We start from the raw sequence: 23,611 nt of genomic DNA, 5'->3' as shown, positions 1-23,611 counted from the left end.
AAAATGTGTATCAGTTTAGACCGTTTAGCATTTATGTTATTTTGAATATAGAATGAAATCTAATAGGAGGCGAATCTATTTGACAACAAGACAATCATTACCAGAAATTCAAACCAATCTGTTTATTGACGGACAGTGGGTAGAAGGCTCAATGGATAAAAAAGCTGTTATCAACCCTGCGACAGGAGAAGAATTAGTACGTGTTTCGCAAGGTGGAAAAGAAGAAACGAATCAAGCTGTCGAAGCAGCTAAAAAGGCTTTTCCGATATGGTCCGGTATGGAACTGAAGGAACGAGTAGCTATTTTACACAAGGTTGCTGATTTAATTGAAGAAAATGCAGATCGCTTGGCTTTAATTATGACGTTAGAACAAGGGAAACCGTTAAAAGAAGCAAAAGGTGAAATCAAAACAGATGTTGAAAATATGCATTGGAATGCGGAAGAAGCAAGACGTGTGTATGGAGAAACTATCCCAGCACCAAATAATCACAAGTTTGAAGTGAAAAAACAACCAGTAGGAGTAATAGGTGCCATTACTCCTTGGAATTTCCCGTCCAATATGATTGTGCGTAAAATATCTCCAGCAATTTCAGCGGGGTGTACTGTTGTACTGAAACCAGCAGGAAATACGCCGTTATCCGCTATTGCCATTTTTGAACTATTTGAAAAAGCCGGTTTACCGAAGGGTGTTGCCAACTTAGTAATGGGTTCAGCGAGTGAGATCGGTGAAGCATTTGCTGAAAGCAGTGATGTACGCAAATTAACGTTTACGGGTTCAACCAAAGTAGGGCAATTGTTGTATAAGCAATCAGGACAAACGCTGAAGAAGATTTCGTTGGAACTGGGTGGACATGCGCCTTTTATCGTCTTTAAAGATGCGCCTATTCAACAAACCATTGATGCCCTCGTAGCAATGAAGTTTAGAAATAACGGTCAAGCTTGTACGGCGCCTAATCGTATTTTCGTAGAAGAGCCTATCAAAAAAGAATTTACCGAAAAACTCGTTAAAGCAGTAGAAAAAGTAACAGTGGGTAACGGACAAGATGATGTAATGGTAGGTCCGCTGATCAATGAAGAAGCACGGGAAACTATTGATGGCCAAATCGCAGATGCTAAAGATAAAGGCGCTGAGGTTTTAATCGGTGGCGGAAGACTGGTTGAAGGGGAATATAAAGATGGATTTTTCTATCAACCAACTGTTATAGATAGAATAACGACTGACATGGATATCTTTTATGAAGAAACATTTGGACCAGTCATTCCAGTGATTTCATTTGATAATGAAGATAAAGTGATTGCATTAGCAAATGATTCTCATTTTGGTTTAGCTTCATATGTGTTTACGAAGGATTTACGCTTAGCGGAAAAAGTGAGTACTGAGTTGGAATATGGTTTAGTAGGCATAAATAATACAGGTGTCTCTCAATCAGAAGCGCCATTTGGCGGGGTAAAATATTCTGGTTTAGGTCGTGAAAACGGGAAATATGGAATTGAAGAATTTCAAGAAGTGAAATTTGTACACACCACTTACTTTACAGAAAACTAAATACCAATGTTTTTTAAGCTGTAGACAGTCGTGTGTCTCAACTGATTGCTCCTTAAATAATAGAAAGAGTACGGCTTTATCACAAACAGAACAGTGGTAAAGCCGTACTCTTTCTATTATACCGTTTCGCATCGTTAAAAAAGGAAATACGAATTTAAATAGGTAAAAAACAAAGGGCTGATGAGGCAACTTATATATGCTCCCAGAAAAATAAAGGGAGCAAAAGGGATTGGGTGGTTTCGGTTGTGCTTTTTAATGAAACGCATTGGTAAATAGAAAGTACATGCTATACTGCAAGCCAACAATAATGCTAGCGCGGTGGTTTGATAGCCTAAAAGAAATCCAAGAATTCCGTAGTACTTTACATCTCCACCACCAATGCCGTATGGAAAGATAAGGAAAAATAAGTAGAAAACAGAAAAAAAGCCTATGCCGCATATTAAATAAGAAAAAAAGATATCTGGACGGGCAAATAATTGATACAAAAAAACGAATATAAAAAACAGCAACATGATTTTGTCTGGGAGGATTTGGGTGGTTAAATCAGAAATGGAAAAAACTATTCCAAAAGAAAGCACTAAAAACAAATTGGTGAACGTTGGCCAATTAGGCTGCGCCCAAAGAAAACCAATCACCAGCAAACAAGCCGTAGTGAGTTCCACTAAAGGGTAGAGTAAAGCTATTGGATGGTTGCAGTGACGGCACTTTCCTTTTTGAAACAAAATCGAAAAGAGTGGAACGAGTTCTTTTGAAGATAAGATATGGTGACAATAGGGACAACGGGATCTCGAACAGACAAAAGGTTGGTTAATAGGGGTCCTAAGACCGACAACTGTTAAAAAAGACCCCCAAATAAGACCGTAAATCATTAAGGGAAGAATAGTTAACAAGGGCATGAGCAATCTACCTTTCCAATTTCATTAGTTTCTATACTATACGCAAGAAAAAGTAAGTTCTGTTGAAAAGAAAAAAACAAAAAAAACGATTTTTTATTGACAGATTTTTTTTTACATGGTATTATTCATAAGGTGCTTTTGTACGCAGATTCCTGTAAATCAGTCGTTCTGACTGTTGCAAAGGCGTATAACCTCCATACCCAGAAGTTGCATGCTATGCAGCAATATTTTTTTAAAAATAAAAGAAACACCTGGATGTGTGGGATTAGATATTTAATAACCGGAAGGGAGGAAACAAAAAATGCCAACAATTAACCAATTGGTTCGTAAATCTCGTAAATCAAAAATCGAAAAATCTGAGTCTCCTGCTTTAAACAAAGGGTACAATAGTAAACAGAAAAAACAAACTATTGTAAATTCTCCACAAAAACGTGGTGTATGTACTCGTGTAGGTACTATGACTCCTAAAAAACCTAACTCTGCTTTACGTAAATATGCTCGTGTTCGTTTGTCTAACTTGATCGAAGTTACAGCATATATCCCGGGTGAAGGTCACAACTTACAAGAACATAGTGTTGTTCTTCTTCGTGGAGGCCGTGTGAAAGATTTACCAGGGGTACGTTACCACATCGTTCGTGGTGCTTTAGATACAGCAGGTGTTACTGATCGTAAACAAAGCCGTTCTAAATACGGTACTAAAAAGCCTAAATAAAAATTCTGATAAATATAAAATAGTCGAAAGGAGGAATTTAAATGCCTCGTAAAGGTCCTGTCGCAAAACGTGACGTGTTACCAGATCCAATTTACAATTCAAAATTAGTTACTCGTTTAATCAACCGTTTGATGGTTGATGGAAAACGTGGTAAAGCAGCAACTATTCTTTATAACGCATTTGATTCAATCAAAGAACAAACTGGAAATGATCCAATGGAAGTCTTTGAAGAAGCAATGAAAAATATCATGCCAGTTCTTGAAGTTAAAGCTCGCCGTGTTGGGGGTTCTAACTACCAAGTGCCAATCGAAGTTCGTCCAGAACGTCGTTCAGCGCTTGCTCTACGTTGGTTAGTAAGCTACTCTCGTTTACGCGGAGAAGATACTATGGATCTTCGTTTAGCTCGTGAAATCATGGATGCTGCTAACAACACTGGTTCAGCAGTTAAAAAACGTGAAGATACACATAAAATGGCAGAAGCGAATAAAGCATTCGCTCATTACCGTTGGTAAGATTCTGCTTTCTATATTCCAACGCTGGGATTTAGCAGCGTTGGAATATAATAGTTTTTAAAATTTACAAAAAAGAGGTGTATATTCAAGATGGCAAAAAGAGAATTTTCTTTAGAAAAAACTCGTAATATCGGAATCATGGCTCATATCGATGCTGGTAAAACAACAACGACTGAACGTATCCTTTATTACACTGGACGTATCCACAAAATTGGTGAAACTCATGAGGGAGCTTCACAAATGGACTGGATGGAACAGGAACAAGAACGTGGTATCACTATCACTTCTGCCGCAACAACAGCAGCTTGGGAGGGTCACCGTGTTAATATCATTGATACACCTGGACACGTGGACTTCACTGTTGAAGTTGAACGTTCATTACGTGTATTAGATGGTGCTGTTGCATTGCTAGATGCTCAATCAGGTGTTGAACCTCAAACTGAAACAGTTTGGCGTCAAGCAACAACTTACGGTGTTCCACGTATTGTATTTGTAAACAAAATGGATAAAACTGGAGCAGACTTCTTATATTCTGTAGGTACAATCCATGATCGTTTACAAGCCAATGCACATCCTATTCAATTGCCAATCGGAGCTGAAGATAACTTTACTGGTATTATCGATTTAGTAGAAATGAAAGCCTTCAATTATGCAAATGATTTAGGAACTGAAATTGAAGAAATCGAAATTCCTGAAGATAAAAAAGATGAAGCTGACGAATGGCGTACAAAATTGTTAGAAGCACTTGCTGAAACAGATGAAGAATTCATGATGAAATATCTTGAAGGTGAAGAATTCTCTGTAGAAGAAATCAAATCAGCTATCCGTAAAGCAACAGTTAAAGTAGAATTCTACCCTGTTCTTTGTGGAACGGCCTTTAAAAATAAAGGGGTTCAATTATTATTGAACGCTGTTATTGATTACCTTCCATCACCACTTGATGTTCCTCCAATCGAAGGACACTCAGTAGATGATCCAGATACAGTAATTGAACACCATGCTGATGACAACGAACCATTTGCTGCTCTTGCATTTAAAGTAGCAACTGACCCTTATGTTGGTCGTTTGACATTCTTCCGTGTTTACTCTGGTACTTTACAATCAGGTTCATACGTTATGAACGCTACAAAAGGTAAACGTGAACGTGTAGGTCGTATCTTACAAATGCACGCGAACTCACGTAGCGAGATTCCTGAAGTATTTTCTGGAGATATCGCTGCTGCAGTTGGGTTGAAAGACACAACTACAGGAGATACTTTATCAGATGAAAAAGAACAAGTTATTTTAGAGTCTATGGACTTCCCAGAACCAGTTATCCAAGTTGCTATTGAACCAAAATCAAAAGCAGACCAAGATAAAATGGGTGTCGCTCTTCAAAAATTAGCTGAAGAAGATCCAACATTCCGTGCTGAAACTGACCACGAAACTGGCGAAACTATTATCGCCGGTATGGGTGAGTTGCACTTAGACATCATCGTTGACCGTATGAGACGTGAATTTAACGTTGAAGCAACTGTAGGAGCTCCTCAAGTCTCTTACCGTGAAACATTTACTAAAGCTACTGAAGCTGAAGGTAAATTTGTGCGTCAATCAGGTGGTAAAGGTCAATACGGACATGTTTGGGTTGAATTCTCACCTAATGAAGAAGGTGGCGGATTTGAATTTGAAGATGCTATCGTTGGGGGATCTGTTCCACGTGAATACATTCCTGCAGTTAAAGCTGGTTTAGAGTCTTCTCTAGAAGGCGGAGTTCTTGCTGGATATCCATTGGTGGATGTTAAAGCGAAACTTTACGATGGATCTTACCATGATGTTGACTCGAATGAAACGGCCTTTAAAGTTGCTGCTTCACTAGCATTGAAAAATGCTGCGAAAAAAGCCGGCCCTGTTATCTTAGAGCCAATGATGGAAGTTGATGTTACAATTCCAGAAGATTACCTAGGTGATGTAATGGGACACATCAGTGCTCGTCGTGGACGCATCGAAGGAAGCGAAGTACGTGGAAACACTACTATCGTTAAAGGAATCGTTCCTCTTTCTGAAATGTTCGGATACGCTACAGCATTGCGTTCATCAACACAAGGTCGCGGTACTTTTACAATGCAATTTGATCATTATGAAGCTGTACCAAAATCTATCTCTGAAGAAATCATCAAGAAAAATGGTGTTTCAGCTGACTAATCATTGATTTCAGCCGAAAACTGTTAAGTATTGCTTTTCTTTCAAAAAATCGTTATAATTTTTACTAAAGAATTGGGTTAGTCTGTTGTTGGTCTAAGTGTCACCACTGGGCCAATATAGACGACTTGATTCAAAAAATAGCAACTCAATTATGAGGAGGAAATTAACAAAATGGCAAAAGAAAAATTCGAACGTACAAAACCACATGCTAATATTGGTACAATTGGACACGTTGACCACGGTAAAACAACTTTAACTGCTGCAATTACTACAGTTTTAGCTAAAAAAGGTTTTGCAAGTACTGCAACTGACTACGCTTCAATCGATGGAGCTCCAGAAGAACGCGAACGTGGAATCACAATCAACACTTCTCACGTTGAATATGAAACTGCAGCTCGTCACTATGCTCACGTTGACTGCCCAGGTCACGCGGACTACGTTAAAAACATGATCACTGGTGCTGCTCAAATGGATGGAGCTATCTTAGTAGTTTCTGCTGCTGATGGCCCAATGCCACAAACTCGCGAACACATCCTATTGTCTCGCCAAGTTGGTGTTCCATACATCGTTGTTTTCTTAAACAAAGTTGATATGGTTGATGACGAAGAATTATTAGAATTAGTTGAAATGGAAGTTCGTGACTTATTATCAGAATACGAATTCCCAGGTGATGACACTCCAGTTATCGCTGGTTCAGCTCTTAAAGCTCTTGAAGGCGTAGCTGAATACGAAGATAAAATCATGGAATTGATGGATGCTGTTGACTCTTACATTCCAAACCCAGAACGCGACACTGACAAACCATTCATGATGCCAGTTGAGGACGTATTCTCAATCACTGGACGTGGTACTGTTGCTACAGGCCGTGTTGAAGCTGGACAAGTTAAAGTCGGAGACGAAGTTGAAATCATCGGTTTACACGATACAGTTAAATCAACTGTTACTGGTGTTGAAATGTTCCGTAAATTATTGGATTACGCTGAAGCTGGAGATAACATCGGTGCTTTATTACGTGGGGTTTCTCGTGAAGACATCCAACGTGGTCAAGTATTAGCTAAACCAGGTTCAATTACTCCACACACAAAATTTACAGGCGAAGTTTATATCTTATCTAAAGAAGAAGGTGGACGTCACACTCCATTCTTCGGTAACTACCGCCCACAATTTTACTTCCGTACAACTGACGTAACTGGTGTTATCGAGTTGCCAGAAGGTACTGAAATGGTTATGCCTGGAGATAACGTTACAATCAACGTTGAATTAATCGCTCCTATCGCTTTAGACCAAGGTACTAAATTCACTATCCGTGAAGGTGGACGTACTGTTGGAGCTGGCGTTGTTGCTTCAATCGAAGCTTAATCAACCTAGTTTAAACTTTAATTAAAACCTTTAAAGAAGCTTTCCTTTCATTAGGAAGGCTTCTTTTTTGCTTCTACCACTATTATGGCTCTTCATCTTCTAACGTTGGTAAAGAAATTTCCTCCGGCCTATGGGGTTGCTTATGGAAAGCCATGGGAACGCCTTGGTGCTGAAAACTACATCTCAAGGCTTGCAAGCGTTGCTGAAGCCGTTGGAGCGATAGCGACGTACGGATATAGTATGCGTAGCGTAGCGGAGAACAAACTTAGCGTAACGGCTAAAGCCTAACGCTAAGTAATTGCCATGATTGTTGCTGCTTCAGCAGCTTACAAGCATGGTACACTTGGGCGTACGCCCACAGTGTTTCCTTTTTTTGCGTCCTTTCCATGGCTATAAGCAACCCCATATTCCTCCAGAAATTTCTAAAACTGAGTTTCTAATAGAGTTAGAATTAAAAAGAAGTGTATTTTCTACTCACCAACGTTAAATATTGTAGAACAACTATTATAGGAGAACGCGTCAGTTCTAAAAGTTGTTTGATGAATTAAAAATTACTCGTTTGCAAAAGTGAGAGTAAAAGAAGTTTCTTTTCAAAAGAGAAACTTCTTTATTTGTTTATATGAAAAAATAGCCATTTCTTTCATTCTTGTGATACACTAAATAACAAATTCAAGTGGGGTGAGAATTATGGGAAAAGAAGTATCGATCGATTGGAACAATTTAGGGTTTAATTATATTAAAACGGACTTGCGCTACTTGTCCTATTGGAAAGATGGCAGTTGGGACGAAGGAACGCTTACCGAAGACAATCAAGTACATATTAGTGAGGGCTCGACAGCACTCCATTATGGGCAAGCTTGTTTTGAAGGATTAAAAGCTTACCGAACAAAAGATGGGGATATTAATTTGTTCAGACCAGATCAAAATGCAGAACGTATGCAACGAAGCTGTCGCCGTTTGTTAATGCCTGAAGTTTCAACAGAGATTTTTATAGATGCTGTAAAACAAGTGGTGAAGGCAAACGAGCATTTCTTGCCGCCGTATGGCACAGGAGGAACCTTGTATCTTCGCCCTTATATCATTGGTGTGGGAGACAATATAGGAGTGAAGCCGGCTGCAGAGTATATTTTTTCTGTTTTTTGTATGCCGGTTGGTCCGTATTTCAAAGGCGGGCTTACACCGACAAACTTTTTAGTTTCTCAATACGATAGAGCCGCAGGACGAGGTACAGGCGCAGCGAAAGTCGGCGGAAATTATGCCGGAAGTCTGCTTCCTGGAGCAGAAGCCCATAAACGAGCATTTAGTGATGCGATTTATTTAGATCCTATTACGCATACAAAAATAGAAGAAGTTGGGGCCGCTAATTTCTTTGGTATTACAAAAGACGATAAATTCATCACACCTGAATCTCCGTCTATTTTGCCTAGCATTACAAAATATTCCTTGCTTTATCTAGCTGAGAAACGTTTAGGATTAGAAGTTGTCCAAGGCGATGTCTACATTGATCAGTTGGATCAGTTTAAAGAAGCAGGAGCTTGTGGTACAGCAGCTGTGATTTCTCCGATCGGCGGAATTCAAAATGGGGATGACTTCCATGTTTTCTATAGTGAAACAGAAGTTGGACCGGTAACGAAAAAATTGTATGACGAACTGATCGGGATTCAATTTGGCGATGTAGCAGCTCCTGAAAATTGGATAGTGAAAGTCTGAGAGAAGCAGAAACAAAACAGTGGATAAAAAAATTTAAAAAAGAAGTTTTACTAGACAAATAATTTGAACTAAGCTACTATCTTAATCATTGCAGATGATAAGAAGTAGCTTTTTTCATCATTTAGAAGACTGATAATGGACAAGATCAATCTCGCAAATGGTAAAACCGTTAATAGTGGATGAAATGTGAAGAAAAAAGCCGACTTATTTTCAAAAAAGTTGAAAAAACCGCGAAAAACACTTGATTTGATAATGTATATTGGTTATACTATTTAAGGTGCTGATTTAAAAGAGAGAAGCACAGACCCCGATTTCATTTGGAATCGATGGCTAAGAAACGGGAGGTTGCGATACACCCGGCCGCTTTGCCACGGCGAGTGTGTCGGAAATTTTCGTGGAGCAATGTCTACTTTATAAGAATAGGCGAAGGAGGGAAAATTATGGCAAAACAAAAAATCCGTATCCGTTTGAAAGCATACGAACACCGTATCTTGGATCAATCAGCGGACAAAATTGTAGAAACAGCAAAGAGAACTGGTGCTAGCGTGTCTGGTCCAATTCCATTACCAACTGAGAGAAGTGTGTACACTGTGATTCGTGCGACTCACAAATACAAAGACTCTCGTGAACAATTTGAAATGCGCACTCACAAACGTGTGATTGATATTGTTAACCCAACACCAAAAACTGTTGATGCTTTAACAAAATTAGATCTACCATCAGGCGTAGATATCGAAATTAAATTATAATCAAACTAAAAAAATAATGGAGGTGTACTCATGACCAAAGGAATCTTAGGAAAAAAAGTAGGAATGACACAAGTCTTTACTGAAGCTGGGGAATTAATTCCTGTAACAGTAATCGAAGCTACTCCAAACGTTGTTTTACAACTTAAAACAATGGAAAACGATGGCTACGAAGCAGTTCAACTTGGTTACCAAGACAAACGTGAAGTATTGTCTAACAAACCTGCTAAAGGTCATGTAGCAAAAGCAAATGCTACTCCTAAGCGCTTCATTCGTGAATTTGACGGTGTTGAGCTAGGGGAATACGAAGTAGGAAAAGAAATTAAAGTTGATATGTTCGCAGCTGGAGACATCGTTGATGTCACGGGGACAACTAAAGGTAAAGGTTTCCAAGGTGTTATCAAACGCCATGGCCAATCTCGTGGACCAATGTCTCACGGATCTCGTTACCACCGTCGTCCTGGTTCAATGGGTCCCGTTGATCCTAATCGCGTATTCAAACGTAAATTATTGCCAGGTCGTATGGGCGGAAACCGCGTAACAATTCAAAATCTTGAAATCGTACGTGTTGACGTTGAAAGAAATGTTATCTTAATTAAAGGTAATGTACCTGGAGCTAAAAAATCCTTAATCCAAATTAGAACTGCTCTTAAAGCAGTTAAATAAAGATCGAAGAAAGGAGGAGCAAAGGAATGGCAAAATTAGTCTTATTTAAACAAGACGGTTCTCAAAATGGCGAAGTTACTTTAAACGATGCTGTTTTCGGAATTGAACCAAATGAAAATGTTGTTTTTGATGCAATCATCATGCAACGTGCTTCATTAAGACAAGGAACACACAAAGTAAAAAACCGTAGTGCAGTAAGAGGCGGTGGCCGTAAACCATGGAGACAAAAAGGTACTGGACGTGCTCGTCAAGGATCTATCCGTTCACCACAATGGCGTGGCGGTGGTGTAGTCTTTGGACCGACACCTCGTTCATACAGCTACAAACTTCCTAAAAAAGTTCGTCGTTTAGCAATCAGATCTGTTCTTTCTTCTAAAGTAGCTGAAGGAAACATGATCGTTGTAGATGCATTGAACTTTGATGCACCAAAAACGAAAGAATTTGCACAAGTGTTAAACAATTTAAATGTTGATACAAAAGTGTTAGTTGTTGTAGAAAACGGAAATGATTTCACAACATTATCAGCTCGTAACCTTCCAGGAGTAACAGTAGTAGCTCCAGATAACGTTACAGTTTTAGATGTTGTATCTCATAACAAATTGATCTTAACGCAAACTGCTCTAACTCAAGTAGAGGAGGCTCTTCAATAATGGAAGCACGCGAAGTTATCTTGCGCCCTATGATTACTGAAAAAGCTATGCTTGCTGAAGACAGCAAAAAATATACTTTTGAAGTAGACGTTCGCGCAAACAAAACTCATATCAAACAAGCAATTGAAGAAATCTTTGGCGTTAAAGTTAAAAACGTGAATGTTATGAACGTACGTGGAAAATTAAAACGTATGGGAAGATATTCTGGTTACACTAAAAAACGTCGTAAAGCAGTTGTTACATTAACAGCTGATTCAAAAGAAATCGAATTTTTCGAAGCTGAATAATTCAAAATATCACTTATAGGAGGGAAAACACGTGGCGATTAAAAAGTACAAACCTACCACTAACGGCCGTCGTAATATGACTGGTTCTGATTTCGCTGAAATCACTTCAACAACGCCTGAAAAGACTTTGTTAGAACCAAACAAAAGAAAAGCTGGCCGTAACAACAATGGTAAAATTACAGTACGTCACCAAGGTGGCGGGCACAAACGTAGTTACCGTATTATCGACTTCAAACGTAACAAAGACGATGTTGTCGGTATCGTAAAAACTGTTGAATATGATCCAAACCGTTCAGCAAACATTGCACTAATCCATTATGTAGATGGAATCAAAACTTACATTCTTGCACCAAAAGGAATTGAAATTGGTCAACATATTCTTTCAGGAGAAAATGCTGATATTAAAGTGGGTAATACTTTACCACTATCAAATATTCCGGTTGGTACTGTTGTTCACAACATCGAATTGAAACCTGGTAAAGGTGGACAATTGGTTCGTTCAGCAGGAACAAGCGCACAAGTTTTAGGTAAAGAAGGAAAATACGTGTTAGTTCGTTTAGGATCAGGCGAAGTTCGTCAAATCTTAGCTACTTGCCGTGCTACAATCGGTGAAGTTGGTAATGAACAACATGAATTGATCAACATTGGTAAAGCTGGACGTTCACGTTGGATGGGTAAACGCCCAACTGTTCGTGGTTCTGTAATGAACCCTAACGATCACCCACACGGTGGTGGTGAAGGTAAAGCTCCAATCGGACATGCTGGTCCATTAACTCCATGGGGTAAACCTGCTCTTGGATTGAAAACACGTAACTCTAAAGCAAGATCTAACAAACGAATCGTACGTCGTCGTAAAACAAAATAAACCAGGCAAGTTGGATAACCAATTTGCTGCATAACTGGAAGGAGGTTCAACTATGGGTCGTAGTATTAAAAAGGGACCTTTTGTCGATGAACACTTAATGAAAAAAGTACAAGCAATGGACGCTAGCGAAAAGAAATCAGTTATTAAAACTTGGTCTCGTCGTTCTACAATTTTTCCAAACTTTGTAGGTCACACAATTGCTGTATATGATGGACGGAAGCATGTCCCAGTTTTTGTACAAGAAGACATGGTCGGACACAAATTAGGTGAATTTGCGCCAACAAGAACTTACCGCGGACACACTGCGGATGACAAAAAAACGAATCGTTAATTATTGAGGGGAGGATTACTCATGTCAGAACAAATTACAGCAGCTAAATCAACTGCAAAAACTGTTCGCATTACCGCTCGTAAGGTTCGTTTAGTTGTCGATCTTATTAGAGGTAAAAGTGTTGGTGAAGCAATTTCAATTTTGAAATTCACTCCTAGAGGAGCATCACCAGTAGTAGAGAAAGTTTTAAAATCTGCTATCGCTAATGCTGAACACAATTATGATTTAGATATTGAAAACTTGGTAGTAAGCGAAGCTTATGTTAACGAAGGACCAACGATGAAACGTTTCCGTCCTCGTGCAAAAGGATCAGCTTCACCAATCATGAAACGCACAAGCCACATTACAATCGTGGTATCAGAGAAAAAGGAGGGCTAATCTGTGGGTCAAAAAATTAATCCAAAAGGTATGCGTGTAGGAATTATTCGCGGCTGGGATTCTAAATGGTATGCAGAAAAAGAATTCGGCGACTACCTACATGAAGATATTGCAATTCGTGAATACATCTTTAAAAATCTTAGTGACGCTTCAATCTCATTAGTAGAAATTGAACGTGCTGCTAATCGTGTAAACATCTCTATTCACACTGCTAAACCAGGAATGGTTATTGGTAAAGGTGGATCTGAAGTAGATGCATTACGCAAAAAATTAAACGACTTAACAGGTAAACGAGTTCACATCAACATCGTTGAAATCAAAAGACCTGATTTAGACGCTAAATTAGTCGGTGAAGGAATTGCACGTCAACTTGAAAATCGTGTAGCTTTCCGCCGTGCTCAAAAACAAGCTATCCAACGCACAATGCGTGCTGGAGCTAAAGGAATCAAAACTCAAGTTTCTGGTCGTTTGAACGGTGCAGATATGGCTCGTACTGAGATCCATTCTGAAGGAACTGTTCCATTGCACACATTACGTGCAGATATCGATTACGCTTGGGAAGAAGCAGATACTACTTATGGTAAACTAGGTGTTAAAGTTTGGATTTACCGTGGAGAAGTTCTTCCTGCTAAAAAGAATGCAGAGAAAGGAGGGAAATAACATGTTAGTACCTAAACGTGTAAAATTCCGTCGTGAATTTAGAGGTAAAATGCGCGGTGAAGCTAAAGGTGGTAAAGAGATCGCTTATGGAGAATTCGGCTTACAAGCTGTAGAATCTCACTGGATCACTAACCGTCAAATTGAAGCTGCTCGTATTGCTATGACTCGTTACATGAAACGTGGTGGGAAAGTATGGATCAAAATTTTCCCTCATAAATCATACACATCAAAAGCAATCGGAGTTCGTATGGGATCTGGTAAAGGTGCTCCTGAAGGATGGGTTTCACCAGTTAAACGTGGAAAAATCATGTTTGAAGTTGGCGGCGTATCTGAAGAAGTAGCTCGTGAAGCATTACGTTTAGCATCACACAAATTACCGATCAAAACGAAATTTGTAAAACGTGAAGAAATTGGTGGTGAATCTAATGAAGGCTAATGAACTTAAAGAATTATCCACTTCAGAAATGATTGAAAAAGAAAAAGAATTTAAAGAAGAATTATTCAATCTAAGATTCCAATTGGCTACTGGCCAGTTAGAGAATACTTCAAGATTGAGCGAAGTTCGCAAATCTATCGCACGCATTAAAACAGCGTTGCGCCAAGCTGAATTACAAAAATAGTTGATCGAAACGAAAAAGGAGGTCGCTAACAAATGACTGAAGAACGTAATCAACGTAAAGTGTACCAAGGACACGTTGTTTCTGACAAAATGGACAAAACTATCGTTGTTCAAATTGATACTCAAAAACGCCACCCAGTATACGGCAAACGTATGAAATATTCTAAAAAATACAAAGCACATGATGAAAACAACAGTGCAAAATTAGGCGATATCGTTAAAATTATGGAAACTCGTCCATTATCAGCTACTAAACATTTCCGTTTAGTTGAAATCGTGGAAGAATCTATCATTATCTAAGCATAAAAACCTGATTTTAAAAATGAAGTTTCTAATTCCGAAAGGAGGATACGAAAGTGATCCAAGCAGAAAGTCGTTTGAAAGTAGCTGACAACTCTGGTGCACGTGAAGTACTTGCAATAAAAGTACTAGGTGGTTCAGGCCGTAAGACTGCTAACATTGGTGATGTTATTGTTTGTACTGTAAAACATGCAACACCAGGTGGCGTTGTCAAAAAAGGTGAAGTTGTTAAAGCTGTAATTGTACGTACCAAAACAGGAGCTCGTCGTGCAGACGGTTCTTATATTAAATTTGATGAAAATGCATGTGTCATTATCCGTGACGATAAGAGCCCAAGAGGAACTCGTATCTTTGGACCTGTTGCACGTGAATTACGTGACAACAGTTTCATGAAAATCGTTTCATTGGCTCCAGAAGTTCTTTAATACCCAACCATCCACGAAGGAGGTGCGAGATAAATATGTTTATTAAAACAGGAGATAAAGTTAAAGTTATCACTGGTAAAGATAAAGGCAAAGAAGGCGTAGTTAAAGCTGTATTTCCTAAGAAAAATCGCGTTACCGTTGAAGGTGTTAACATTATGAAAAAACACCAAAAACCATCAACATTTGAACCAAATGGCGGCATTCTAGAAATCGAAGCCCCAGTTGATGCTTCAAATGTTATGTTGATCGACGCTTCAACTGGCGAACCAACTCGCGTTGGCTACAAAGTTGAAGATGGTAAAAAAGTACGTGTATCTAAAAAAACCGGTGAAGTTTTAAACTAATAGATTAAGGAAGGAGGGACAAACTTCATGAACCGCCTTAAAGAAAAATATACTAAAGAAGTTACTCCAGCTATGATGGAGAAATTCAACTACTCATCAATCATGCAAACACCAAAAGTTGATAAAATCGTTATTAACATGGGTGTGGGTGATGCAGTATCAAACACTAAAAACTTAGACAAAGCAGTTAATGAATTGACAGTTATCGCTGGTCAAAAACCAGTAATTACAAAAGCTAAAAAATCAATCGCTGGCTTCCGTTTACGTGAAGGCATGCCTATTGGTACTAAAGTAACATTACGTGGAGACAGAATGTACGATTTCTTAGACAAATTGGTTTCTGTTTCACTTCCTCGTGTACGCGACTTCCGCGGCGTAAGCAATAAAGCTTTCGACGGACGTGGAAACTACACGTTAGGAATTAAAGAACAACTTATCTTCCCTGAAGTTGAATATGACATGGTTGATAAAGTTCGCGGAATGGACATCGTTATTGTAACTACTGCTAACACTGACGAAGAATCTCGTGAATTGTTAACGCAACTTGGAATGCCATTCCAAAAATAATATAGGAGGCGAAGATAGTGGCTAAAAAATCAATGATTGCTAAAAGTAAACGCCCTGCTAAATTCTCAACTCAAGAATACACTCGTTGTGAACGTTGTGGTCGTCCACATTCAGTTTACCGCAAATTCAAACTTTGCCGTATTTGCTTACGCGAACTAGCCTATAAAGGTGAAATTCCAGGTATGAAAAAAGCAAGCTGGTAAAACGAAACTCGCAAAAAGGAGGCTAAAAAATCATGGTCATGACTGATCCAATCGCAGATTTTCTAACACGTGTTCGTAACGCTAACTCAGCAAAACACGAATCATTAGAAGTACCTGCTTCAAAAGTTAAAAAAGAGATTGCTAACATTTTAAAACGTGAAGGTTTTGTAAAAAATGTTGAATTTGTTGAAGATGACAAACAAGGCGTTATCCGTGTTTTCTTAAAATATGGACAAGACAACGAACGTGTTATCACTGGATTGAAACGTATCTCTAAACCAGGTTTGCGTGTTTACGCTAAAGCTGGCGATGTACCTAAAGTTCTTAACGGACTAGGTATCGCGATCGTATCAACTTCAGAAGGTGTCGTTACAGACAAAGAAGCAAGAACAAAAAATATCGGTGGCGAAATACTCGCTTACGTTTGGTAATAAACAAGAAGAAATAAGGAGGTGCCCTGCTATGAGCCGTATTGGAAATAAAGTTATTACTATTCCTGCTGGAGTAGAAGTTACTCAAAACGGAAATGATGTTACTGTTAAAGGACCTAAAGGTGAATTGAACCTTGCAATCAGTCCTGTCATTACGATGACTGTTTCAGATAATGAAATTACTTTCACTCGTCCTGACGACAGCAAACCTAGCCGTACGATCCACGGTACTACACGCGCCCTTGTTAACAACATGGTCGTTGGAGTTACTGAAGGATTCGAAAAAACTTTAGATTTGATCGGGGTTGGATACCGTGCTCAATTACAAGGAACTAAACTTGTATTGAACGTTGGTCTTTCACATCCAGTTGAATTTGAAGCTAGAGAAGGTATTACTGTTGAAGTTCCTTCAAACACTAAGATTATTGTTAAAGGAATCAACAAAGAACATGTTGGAGAATTAGCAGCCAACATTCGTGGAGTACGTCCTCCTGAGCCTTATAAAGGTAAAGGTATTCGTTACACTGACGAATTCGTACGTCGTAAAGAAGGTAAAACAGGTAAATAATACTTACCTGGCTGCCTGATTGCTAGTAAATAAAATAAAGAGGTGACAATTGTGATTTCAAAACCAGACAAAAATAAACTACGTCTAAAAAGACATGGACGAGTACGCGCTAAAATTTCTGGTACTGCTGAGTGCCCACGTTTGAACGTTTTCCGCTCAAACAAGAATATCTACGCTCAAGTGATTGATGACGTAGCGGGTGTCACGCTCGCAAGTGCATCTACATTAGATAAAGAAGTTTCAGGCGAAACAAGAACAGAACAAGCTACAGCTGTTGGAGCATTAGTTGCTCAACGTGCTGCTGAAAAAGGTATTAAAGAAGTAGTCTTTGACCGTGGTGGATACCTATACCATGGCCGTGTACAAGCTTTAGCTGAAGCTGCTCGCGAAAATGGACTAGACTTTTAGGAAAAGGAGGAAAACCACACATGGTATACATCGATCCAAACACATTGGAATTAGAAGATCGTGTTGTTACAATCAACCGTGTAACTAAAGTAGTAAAAGGTGGACGTAACTTGCGTTTTGCTGCATTAGTTGTTGTCGGAGACAAAAATGGACACGTTGGCTTTGGTACAGGTAAAGCTAAAGAAGTGCCTGAAGCTATTCGTAAAGCGATTGAAAGTGCTAAGAAAAATCTTATTGAAGTACCGAGAGATGGTTCAACTGTACCTCATGAAGTTATTGGACGTTACAGCGGTGGAAATGTTTTAATCAAACCTGCTATTGAAGGTTCTGGGGTTTCTGCTGGTGGTCCGGTTCGTGCCGTATTGGAACTAGCTGGTGTCGCTGACGTAACAAGTAAATCATTAGGTTCAAGCACTCCAATCAACATGGTTCGTGCGACAATCGACGGATTAACTCAATTAAAACGCGTTGAAGAAGTTGCAAGACTTCGCGGTAAAACTGTAGAAGAAATTATCGGATAAAAGGAGGACTATAAGAAATGGCTAATTTAGAAATTACTTTAAAACGTAGCGTTATCGGACGTCCTCAAAATCAACGTGATACAGTTAAAGCTTTAGGTCTTAAAAAGACTAACAGTACTGTAGTTAAACCTGCTAATGAAGCAATCAAAGGTATGGTTAACACAATTTCACATTTAGTGGACGTTAAAGAAGTTTAATGTAAACTTTGTAAGATTCAAATTGAAGGAGGTGCCCAAACAATGAAACTTCATGAATTAAAACCTGCAGAAGGTTCTCGTAAAGTTCGTAACCGTGTAGGACGCGGAACTTCTTCTGGTAACGGTAAAACATCAGGTCGTGGACAAAAAGGTCAAAAATCACGTTCAGGTGGTGGCGTACGTTTAGGATTCGAAGGTGGACAAACACCTTTATTCCGTACTTTACCAAAACGTGGTTTCACGAACATCAACCGCAAGGAATACGCTGTTGTAAATCTTGAAACTTTAAACCGTTTTGAAGATGGAACAGAAGTAACCCCTGCATTACTAGTTGAAACAGGAGTCATCAAAGACGAAAAATCTGGAATTAAAGTGCTAGGTAACGGATCAATTGAACGTAAATTGACTGTTAAAGCAAATAAATTCTCCCAAGCAGCTAAAGAAGCAATTGAAGCTGCTGGCGGTTCAGTTGAGGTGATTTAATGTTAAAGGTCCTAAAAGATGCATTTAAAGATAAGGACATCAGAGGAAGAATACTCTTCACTCTAGGAATCTTGATTCTCTTTCGTTTAGGAACCCATATTACGGTTCCTGGCGTTAATGCAAATGCATTGGGAGATTTATCTTCGTCTGGACTATTTAGCTTATTGAATACCTTTGGTGGTGGAGCACTTAGCAGCTATTCTATATTTGCGCTTGGTGTTTCTCCGTATATCACCGCTTCGATCGTTGTCCAATTACTGCAAATGGATATTATTCCAAAATTTGCAGAATGGGCTGATCAAGGTGAGGTTGGACGACGTAAATTGAATCAAGTGACTCGTTACTTGACGATCGGTTTAGCGTTTGTTCAAGCCGTGGGGATATCTTATGGGTTCAATGCCCTAACAAACTTGGGACTGGTTAATAATCCAACCGTTGCAACATATCTTTCCATTGCACTTATTCTTACTGCAGGAACAATGATGGTTTTATGGTTAGCTGAGCTCATAACTGTTAATGGTTTTGGGAACGGCACTTCAATGATCATCTTCTCAGGTATCATTGCCCGTGTTCCTTCAGACCTTTACAATTTTTACAATACTCAAATCAGAAATGCTGGAGACGAAATGACCAAAGCTATTCTGTTCTCAATTGCTATTGCTATCGGGTTCATCTTGATTGTGATCTTAGTTGTGTATATGGAAAATGCTAGACGCAAAATTCCTGTTCAGTATTCGAAACGTGTTTCGTCAAATGATCAAAGTGCTCACATTCCATTAAAAGTAAATTCAGCTGGAGTTATTCCGGTTATTTTTGCGAGTTCCTTTATTATGACTCCTCAAACCATTTTAGGTTTCTTTAGTCAAAATTCAGCGAATGAAACATGGTATCAAGTGCTTAATCAAGTTTTCAATTTGGAAGAACCAATAGGAGCTGTATTGTACACGTTATTGATCGTTGTCTTTACGTTCTTCTATGCTTTCATCCAAGTGAATCCGGAAAAAGTTTCTGAGAACTTGCAAAAACAGGGTGGTTATATCGCAAGTGTACGCCCCGGACAACCTACTCAAGATTATTTATCGAAAGTTCTTGCCCGTCTAAGTACATTAGGTGCACTATATTTAGGTATTATTGCTTTAATACCGATTCTTGCTTCTAATTTGTGGAATTTACCTTCATCCGTTGCTCTTGGAGGAACAAGCTTACTGATTGTTGTCGGGGTAGCATTAGACTCAATGAGACAGCTGGAAGGACAAACTGTTAAAAGAAGTTATCGAGGCTTTATCCAATAAGAAGACTGTGTTGAGGAATTTCCTCAGCACTGATTCTTACATTTAAGGAGGAAAAATGATGAATCTCATTTTAATGGGGCTTCCTGGTGCAGGAAAAGGAACGCAAGCAGAACAAATTGTAGATGCTTATCAAATACCTCATATTTCAACGGGAGATATGTTCCGGGCTGCAGTTGAAAAACAAACCGAATTAGGAATCAAAGCAAAATCCTTTATGGATTCTGGTAACTTAGTTCCTGATGAAGTGACTAATGGAATTGTCAAAGAACGTTTGGCTGAATCCGATACGGACAACGGATTTCTTTTAGATGGTTTCCCTCGAACTTTGAATCAAGCGGAAGCGTTGGAAGAAATTACAAAAGGCTTAAATAAACCAATCGATGCTGTTTTTTACATTGAAGTGAACAAAGACATTTTAATGCAAAGACTTACTGGTCGTTTTATATGCAGCAATTGTGGAGCTACTTACCACAAACTGAATAAACCGACAAAAGTTGAAGGTACGTGTGATCGTTGCGGAGGACATGAGTTCTATCAAAGAGAAGACGACAAACCTGAAACAGTCGAGAATCGTATAAACGTAAACGTTGAATTAACAGAACCTCTTTTAAACTTCTATAAAGAGCGCGATGTTTTGTATACCGTAAACGGTGAAGATGATGTTAAAGATGTATTTAACTCAATCAAAGAAGTTATTGATAAAACCAAATAATCTCTTCATATAAAACAAAAAAACCATCTTGCTTTTTTCGTTCTTTAAAAAAGAAGAATCTTCACAATTGTTCACAGAAATTGATTTGTTCGTTTTTCAAAACCTTGTAGAAGAAAAGGGATTATGCTATAATATTAAAGGTATTGACTTTAAAATGCTTTTTTGTTGTGTTATAATCTATAAGTTAAGATGAAAACAGGTGAGGGCTTGTAATGCGCTCACTGTTTATCGCGTAATAGAAGCGAAAAAATTAAGGGAGGTACTAGGCGTGGCGAAAGACGATGTCATAGAAATTGAAGGTACAGTCGTTGAAACTTTGCCAAATGCAAGTTTTAAAGTTGAACTTGAAAATGGCCATATAGTATTGGCGCATGTTTCCGGAAAAATTCGCATGAATTACATTCGAATTTTACCAGGGGATAAAGTTACAGTTGAGTTATCTCCATATGATTTATCACGTGGACGTATAACTTACCGCTTTAAATAATTGCACTCCGTCACTAAAATAGGAGGGTTAGTTCATGAAAGTAAGACCATCAGTTAAAAAAATGTGTGATAAATGTAAAGTTATCCGTCGTAATGGTCGGGTAATGGTTATTTGTGAAAATCCAAAACATAAACAACGTCAAGGATAATAAAAATTAGGAGGTGTAATTGTAATGGCTCGTATTGCAGGTGTAGATATTCCACGTGACAAACGTGTAGTAATTTCTCTAACTTATATATATGGAATCGGTAAAAATACAGCTAGCGAGGTTTTAAAAGCAGCTGATGTATCAGAAGATATTCGTGTTCGTGATCTTAGCAATGATCAATTAGACGCTATCCGTGTGGAAGTGGATAAATTGAAAGTTGAAGGAGATTTACGTCGTGAAGTAAGCCAAAATATCAAACGTTTGATTGATATTGGTTCATACCGAGGCATGCGTCATCGTCGTGGATTACCAGTTCGTGGACAAAACACGAAAAATAATGCACGTACTCGTAAAGGCCCAGCTAAGGCAATTGCAGGTAAGAAAAAATAATTTAATTGTTAGGAGGTAAACCTTAATGGCAAGAAAAGTTCAACGCAAACGTCGTGTGAAAAAAAATATCGAGAGCGGAGTAGCTCATATCCGTTCTACATTTAACAACACTATTGTAATGATTACTGATACTCATGGTAACGCAATTTCATGGTCATCAGCTGGATCACTAGGTTTCCGCGGATCAAAAAAATCAACTCCATTTGCAGCTCAATTAGCAGCTGAAGCAGCAGCTAAAGTAAGTATGGAAAATGGAATGAAAACAGTCGAAGTTGCAGTTAAAGGTCCTGGTTCAGGTCGTGAAGCAGCAATTCGTTCTTTGCAAGCAACAGGTTTAGAAGTTACAGCTATTCGTGACGTAACTCCAATTCCTCATAATGGATGCCGCCCTCCAAAACGCCGTCGTGTTTAATTGAGAGCTGCTTCATTTTTTGTAGGTTTGCACTCGATAACATGAACTTAACGTTTTGAAAGGGGTAAATAGCAGAATGATCGAAATTGAAAAGCCAAGAATTGAAACGATTGAGATCAGCGATGATGCCAAGTTTGGTAAATTCGTTGTAGAGCCACTTGAACGTGGATATGGAACAACGTTGGGTAATTCCCTACGTCGTATTTTATTGTCTTCTCTTCCGGGAGCAGCTGTAACAAATATTCAAATTGACAGTGTTTTACATGAATTTTCTACTATTGACGGTGTTGTTGAGGATGTTACAGCAATCATCTTAAATATTAAAAAGTTGGCACTCAAATTATACTCTGAAGAGGACAAGACAATTGAAATCGATGTGAAAGGCCCTGCAGTGGTTACAGCAGCAGACATCATTTTTGATAGTGATGTTGAAATCTTGAACCCTGACTTGTATATCTGTACTGTAGCTGAAGGCGGACACTTCCATGTTCGTATGACAGCTAGAAAAGGTAGAGGTTACGCAAGAGCTGAACACAATAAAAAAGACGATATGCCTATCGGTGTATTGCCAGTCGATTCAATCTACACCCCAGTTAGTCGTGTGAACTATCAAGTTGAAAACACTCGAGTGGGTCAAAAAGACGCTTTTGACAAGTTAACACTTGATGTATGGACAGACGGTTCAATTAGCCCTGAAGAGGCAGTTAGTTTAGCCGCTCGAATTCTAACCGAACACTTGAATATCTTCGTAAATCTAACAGATGAAACACGTAAAGTGGAAATCATGGTGGAAAAAGAAGAGACTCAAAAAGAGAAAAAACTTGAAATGACAATAGAAGAACTTGATTTGTCTGTACGTTCATACAACTGTTTGAAACGTGCTGGAATCAACACTGTACAAGAGTTGACTGACAAATCAGAAGCTGAAATGATTAAGGTACGTAATCTTGGACGTAAATCACTTGAAGAAGTTAAATTCAAACTGAATGAACTTGAATTGGGATTGCGCCACGAAGACTAGTAGTACTGTATCAAGGGAGGATAATATACAATGGGTTACCGTAAATTAGGACGTACAAGCTCTCAACGTAAAGCTATGTTGCGTGATTTAACTTCTGATCTAATCATTAACGAACGTATTGTGACTACTGAAGCTCGCGCTAAAGAAGTTCGCAAAACAACAGAAAAAATGATTACTTTAGGTAAAAAAGGCGATTTAGCTGCTCGTCGTCGTGCTGCTGCATTCGTTCGTAACGAAGTTGCAACAGTTAAAGAAGAAGAAGATGCAATCATCGTTGAATCAGCTTTACAAAAATTATTCGGGGACATTGCACCACGTTATGCTGAACGTCAAGGTGGATACACTCGTATTTTGAAAACTGAAAACCGTCGCGGTGATGGTGCACCAATGGTCGTTATTGAATTAGTATAATTCATTCAACCAGCACTTCATATTTCAGCCAGTTGTTGCAACAATTCTGTTGAGACAACTGGTTGAATAATAAGGAAACAAAATGACGTTCACTTTTTTAGATGTATGATCGGAGTGTTATGATGATGAATAGATAGCAATATCTTTCGAGTCTAGCTCTAAACTTCTCTTAG

At 38.7% G+C, this 23,611-nt stretch carries 36 protein-coding genes and 2 pseudogenes; 36 read left to right on the top strand and 2 right to left on the bottom strand.

Annotation, left to right across the window (positions count from 1 at the left end):
* Window positions 1-79 precede the first annotated feature (79 nt).
* Complete coding sequence (locus tag ACEN36_RS10410; RefSeq protein WP_407096004.1) at window positions 80-1,546, top strand: NAD-dependent succinate-semialdehyde dehydrogenase; 1,467 nt, start codon at window positions 80-82, stop codon at window positions 1,544-1,546.
* A gap of 134 nt (window positions 1,547-1,680) precedes the next feature.
* Here the strand turns inward: ACEN36_RS10410 and ACEN36_RS10405 are convergent.
* A pseudogene (locus ACEN36_RS10405) lies at window positions 1,681-2,067 on the bottom strand (prepilin peptidase); the annotation flags it as partial.
* A 13-nt stretch (window positions 2,068-2,080) separates the two neighbouring features.
* Here ACEN36_RS10405 and ACEN36_RS10400 point away from each other — a divergent pair.
* Window positions 2,081-2,218 (top strand): hypothetical protein, encoded by a 138-nt coding sequence (locus ACEN36_RS10400; RefSeq protein ID WP_407126564.1) that lies wholly within the window; start codon window positions 2,081-2,083, stop codon window positions 2,216-2,218.
* A gap of 11 nt (window positions 2,219-2,229) precedes the next feature.
* On the opposite strand, the pseudogene ACEN36_RS10395 reads toward ACEN36_RS10400, so the two are convergent.
* A pseudogene (locus ACEN36_RS10395) lies at window positions 2,230-2,415 on the bottom strand (prepilin peptidase); the annotation flags it as partial.
* 328 nt (window positions 2,416-2,743) lie between these two features.
* Between ACEN36_RS10395 and rpsL the strand changes: the two are divergent.
* The 34 genes from rpsL to rplQ all read left to right on the top strand — a co-directional run bounded on the left by rpsL (window position 2,744) and on the right by rplQ (window position 23,438).
* Window positions 2,744-3,154: a 30S ribosomal protein S12 gene (rpsL, locus tag ACEN36_RS10390; RefSeq protein WP_407096002.1), complete on the top strand. Its 411-nt coding sequence runs from the start codon at window positions 2,744-2,746 to the stop codon at window positions 3,152-3,154.
* 41 nt (window positions 3,155-3,195) lie between these two features.
* Window positions 3,196-3,666, top strand: coding sequence for a 30S ribosomal protein S7 (gene rpsG, locus ACEN36_RS10385; RefSeq protein WP_407096001.1), 471 nt, complete (start codon window positions 3,196-3,198; stop codon window positions 3,664-3,666).
* Between the two features lie 90 nt (window positions 3,667-3,756).
* Window positions 3,757-5,847, top strand: coding sequence for an elongation factor G (gene fusA / locus ACEN36_RS10380; protein WP_407096000.1), 2,091 nt, complete (start codon window positions 3,757-3,759; stop codon window positions 5,845-5,847).
* Window positions 5,848-6,018: 171 nt separating this feature from the next.
* Window positions 6,019-7,206 (top strand): elongation factor Tu, encoded by a 1,188-nt coding sequence (gene tuf / locus ACEN36_RS10375; RefSeq protein WP_407095999.1) that lies wholly within the window; start codon window positions 6,019-6,021, stop codon window positions 7,204-7,206.
* A 687-nt stretch (window positions 7,207-7,893) separates the two neighbouring features.
* A complete protein-coding gene (locus tag ACEN36_RS10370; RefSeq protein ID WP_407095998.1) occupies window positions 7,894-8,916 on the top strand; it encodes a branched-chain amino acid aminotransferase in 1,023 nt (340 codons plus the stop codon).
* Window positions 8,917-9,356: 440 nt separating this feature from the next.
* The gene (gene rpsJ, locus ACEN36_RS10365; RefSeq protein ID WP_143084253.1) at window positions 9,357-9,665 is read left to right on the top strand and encodes a 30S ribosomal protein S10; all 309 of its coding nucleotides are present in this window, start codon (window positions 9,357-9,359) and stop codon (window positions 9,663-9,665) included.
* Window positions 9,666-9,695: 30 nt separating this feature from the next.
* A complete protein-coding gene (gene rplC, locus ACEN36_RS10360; protein ID WP_407095997.1) occupies window positions 9,696-10,328 on the top strand; it encodes a 50S ribosomal protein L3 in 633 nt (210 codons plus the stop codon).
* A gap of 26 nt (window positions 10,329-10,354) precedes the next feature.
* A complete protein-coding gene (gene rplD / locus ACEN36_RS10355; protein ID WP_407095996.1) occupies window positions 10,355-10,978 on the top strand; it encodes a 50S ribosomal protein L4 in 624 nt (207 codons plus the stop codon).
* Window positions 10,978-11,265 carry a 50S ribosomal protein L23 gene (rplW, locus tag ACEN36_RS10350; protein WP_407095995.1) on the top strand — a complete coding sequence of 96 codons (288 nt, stop codon included), beginning with the start codon at window positions 10,978-10,980 and terminating at the stop codon, window positions 11,263-11,265. The genes rplD and rplW overlap by 1 nt, the downstream gene beginning before the upstream one ends.
* 31 nt (window positions 11,266-11,296) lie before the next feature.
* The gene (rplB, locus tag ACEN36_RS10345) at window positions 11,297-12,130 is read left to right on the top strand and encodes a 50S ribosomal protein L2 (protein ID WP_407095994.1); all 834 of its coding nucleotides are present in this window, start codon (window positions 11,297-11,299) and stop codon (window positions 12,128-12,130) included.
* Between the two features lie 52 nt (window positions 12,131-12,182).
* Complete coding sequence (gene rpsS, locus ACEN36_RS10340) at window positions 12,183-12,461, top strand: 30S ribosomal protein S19 (RefSeq protein ID WP_079650878.1); 279 nt, start codon at window positions 12,183-12,185, stop codon at window positions 12,459-12,461.
* A 21-nt stretch (window positions 12,462-12,482) separates the two neighbouring features.
* Window positions 12,483-12,839, top strand: coding sequence for a 50S ribosomal protein L22 (gene rplV / locus ACEN36_RS10335; protein WP_204212098.1), 357 nt, complete (start codon window positions 12,483-12,485; stop codon window positions 12,837-12,839).
* Window positions 12,840-12,842: 3 nt separating this feature from the next.
* Window positions 12,843-13,499 carry a 30S ribosomal protein S3 gene (gene rpsC, locus ACEN36_RS10330; protein ID WP_407095993.1) on the top strand — a complete coding sequence of 219 codons (657 nt, stop codon included), beginning with the start codon at window positions 12,843-12,845 and terminating at the stop codon, window positions 13,497-13,499.
* A 1-nt stretch (window position 13,500) separates the two neighbouring features.
* Window positions 13,501-13,935 carry a 50S ribosomal protein L16 gene (rplP, locus tag ACEN36_RS10325; protein WP_204212096.1) on the top strand — a complete coding sequence of 145 codons (435 nt, stop codon included), beginning with the start codon at window positions 13,501-13,503 and terminating at the stop codon, window positions 13,933-13,935.
* Complete coding sequence (gene rpmC, locus ACEN36_RS10320) at window positions 13,925-14,119, top strand: 50S ribosomal protein L29 (protein WP_092480908.1); 195 nt, start codon at window positions 13,925-13,927, stop codon at window positions 14,117-14,119. The genes rplP and rpmC overlap by 11 nt, the downstream gene beginning before the upstream one ends.
* Window positions 14,120-14,151: 32 nt before the next feature.
* Entirely contained in the window at window positions 14,152-14,418 is a 267-nt protein-coding gene (rpsQ, locus tag ACEN36_RS10315) for a 30S ribosomal protein S17 (protein WP_407102809.1), read from the top strand.
* Window positions 14,419-14,474: 56 nt separating this feature from the next.
* Window positions 14,475-14,843, top strand: coding sequence for a 50S ribosomal protein L14 (gene rplN / locus ACEN36_RS10310; protein WP_407095991.1), 369 nt, complete (start codon window positions 14,475-14,477; stop codon window positions 14,841-14,843).
* A 35-nt stretch (window positions 14,844-14,878) separates the two neighbouring features.
* Window positions 14,879-15,187, top strand: a complete 309-nt coding sequence (gene rplX, locus ACEN36_RS10305) for a 50S ribosomal protein L24 (protein WP_407095990.1) — start codon at window positions 14,879-14,881, stop codon at window positions 15,185-15,187.
* Between the two features lie 27 nt (window positions 15,188-15,214).
* Window positions 15,215-15,754, top strand: coding sequence for a 50S ribosomal protein L5 (gene rplE / locus ACEN36_RS10300; RefSeq protein WP_407095989.1), 540 nt, complete (start codon window positions 15,215-15,217; stop codon window positions 15,752-15,754).
* Between the two features lie 17 nt (window positions 15,755-15,771).
* On the top strand, window positions 15,772-15,957 hold the full coding sequence (locus ACEN36_RS10295; RefSeq protein WP_092480913.1) for a type Z 30S ribosomal protein S14: 186 nt from the start codon (window positions 15,772-15,774) through the stop codon (window positions 15,955-15,957).
* A 32-nt stretch (window positions 15,958-15,989) separates the two neighbouring features.
* A complete protein-coding gene (gene rpsH, locus ACEN36_RS10290) occupies window positions 15,990-16,388 on the top strand; it encodes a 30S ribosomal protein S8 (RefSeq protein ID WP_407095988.1) in 399 nt (132 codons plus the stop codon).
* A gap of 31 nt (window positions 16,389-16,419) precedes the next feature.
* Window positions 16,420-16,956, top strand: a complete 537-nt coding sequence (gene rplF / locus ACEN36_RS10285) for a 50S ribosomal protein L6 (RefSeq protein ID WP_407102808.1) — start codon at window positions 16,420-16,422, stop codon at window positions 16,954-16,956.
* Window positions 16,957-17,007: 51 nt separating this feature from the next.
* The gene (gene rplR, locus ACEN36_RS10280; protein ID WP_407095986.1) at window positions 17,008-17,364 is read left to right on the top strand and encodes a 50S ribosomal protein L18; all 357 of its coding nucleotides are present in this window, start codon (window positions 17,008-17,010) and stop codon (window positions 17,362-17,364) included.
* Between the two features lie 20 nt (window positions 17,365-17,384).
* Window positions 17,385-17,885 carry a 30S ribosomal protein S5 gene (gene rpsE / locus ACEN36_RS10275; RefSeq protein ID WP_407095985.1) on the top strand — a complete coding sequence of 167 codons (501 nt, stop codon included), beginning with the start codon at window positions 17,385-17,387 and terminating at the stop codon, window positions 17,883-17,885.
* A gap of 17 nt (window positions 17,886-17,902) precedes the next feature.
* Window positions 17,903-18,082: a 50S ribosomal protein L30 gene (gene rpmD, locus ACEN36_RS10270; protein WP_092480918.1), complete on the top strand. Its 180-nt coding sequence runs from the start codon at window positions 17,903-17,905 to the stop codon at window positions 18,080-18,082.
* 42 nt (window positions 18,083-18,124) lie between these two features.
* A complete protein-coding gene (rplO, locus tag ACEN36_RS10265) occupies window positions 18,125-18,565 on the top strand; it encodes a 50S ribosomal protein L15 (protein ID WP_407095984.1) in 441 nt (146 codons plus the stop codon).
* A complete protein-coding gene (gene secY, locus ACEN36_RS10260) occupies window positions 18,565-19,857 on the top strand; it encodes a preprotein translocase subunit SecY (protein ID WP_407126556.1) in 1,293 nt (430 codons plus the stop codon). Before rplO ends, secY begins: the two co-directional genes overlap by 1 nt.
* Window positions 19,858-19,915: 58 nt before the next feature.
* Window positions 19,916-20,569 carry an adenylate kinase gene (locus ACEN36_RS10255; protein ID WP_407095982.1) on the top strand — a complete coding sequence of 218 codons (654 nt, stop codon included), beginning with the start codon at window positions 19,916-19,918 and terminating at the stop codon, window positions 20,567-20,569.
* 268 nt (window positions 20,570-20,837) lie between these two features.
* On the top strand, window positions 20,838-21,056 hold the full coding sequence (gene infA / locus ACEN36_RS10250; RefSeq protein ID WP_092480922.1) for a translation initiation factor IF-1: 219 nt from the start codon (window positions 20,838-20,840) through the stop codon (window positions 21,054-21,056).
* A gap of 34 nt (window positions 21,057-21,090) precedes the next feature.
* Window positions 21,091-21,204 carry a 50S ribosomal protein L36 gene (gene rpmJ, locus ACEN36_RS10245; RefSeq protein WP_034299928.1) on the top strand — a complete coding sequence of 38 codons (114 nt, stop codon included), beginning with the start codon at window positions 21,091-21,093 and terminating at the stop codon, window positions 21,202-21,204.
* A gap of 24 nt (window positions 21,205-21,228) precedes the next feature.
* Entirely contained in the window at window positions 21,229-21,594 is a 366-nt protein-coding gene (rpsM, locus tag ACEN36_RS10240; RefSeq protein ID WP_407095981.1) for a 30S ribosomal protein S13, read from the top strand.
* A gap of 25 nt (window positions 21,595-21,619) precedes the next feature.
* Window positions 21,620-22,006, top strand: a complete 387-nt coding sequence (rpsK, locus tag ACEN36_RS10235) for a 30S ribosomal protein S11 (RefSeq protein ID WP_407095980.1) — start codon at window positions 21,620-21,622, stop codon at window positions 22,004-22,006.
* A gap of 76 nt (window positions 22,007-22,082) precedes the next feature.
* Window positions 22,083-23,027, top strand: a complete 945-nt coding sequence (locus ACEN36_RS10230) for a DNA-directed RNA polymerase subunit alpha (protein ID WP_204212082.1) — start codon at window positions 22,083-22,085, stop codon at window positions 23,025-23,027.
* A 30-nt stretch (window positions 23,028-23,057) separates the two neighbouring features.
* Window positions 23,058-23,438 carry a 50S ribosomal protein L17 gene (gene rplQ, locus ACEN36_RS10225; RefSeq protein WP_407095979.1) on the top strand — a complete coding sequence of 127 codons (381 nt, stop codon included), beginning with the start codon at window positions 23,058-23,060 and terminating at the stop codon, window positions 23,436-23,438.
* The last annotated feature ends 173 nt before the right edge of the window (window positions 23,439-23,611 follow it).

It is taken from the genome of Desemzia sp. FAM 23989, assembly GCF_045528345.1.
In the GTDB taxonomy this organism is placed as follows: domain Bacteria; phylum Bacillota; class Bacilli; order Lactobacillales; family Carnobacteriaceae; genus Desemzia.
This window is presented reverse-complemented; position numbering and strand designations above follow the sequence as displayed.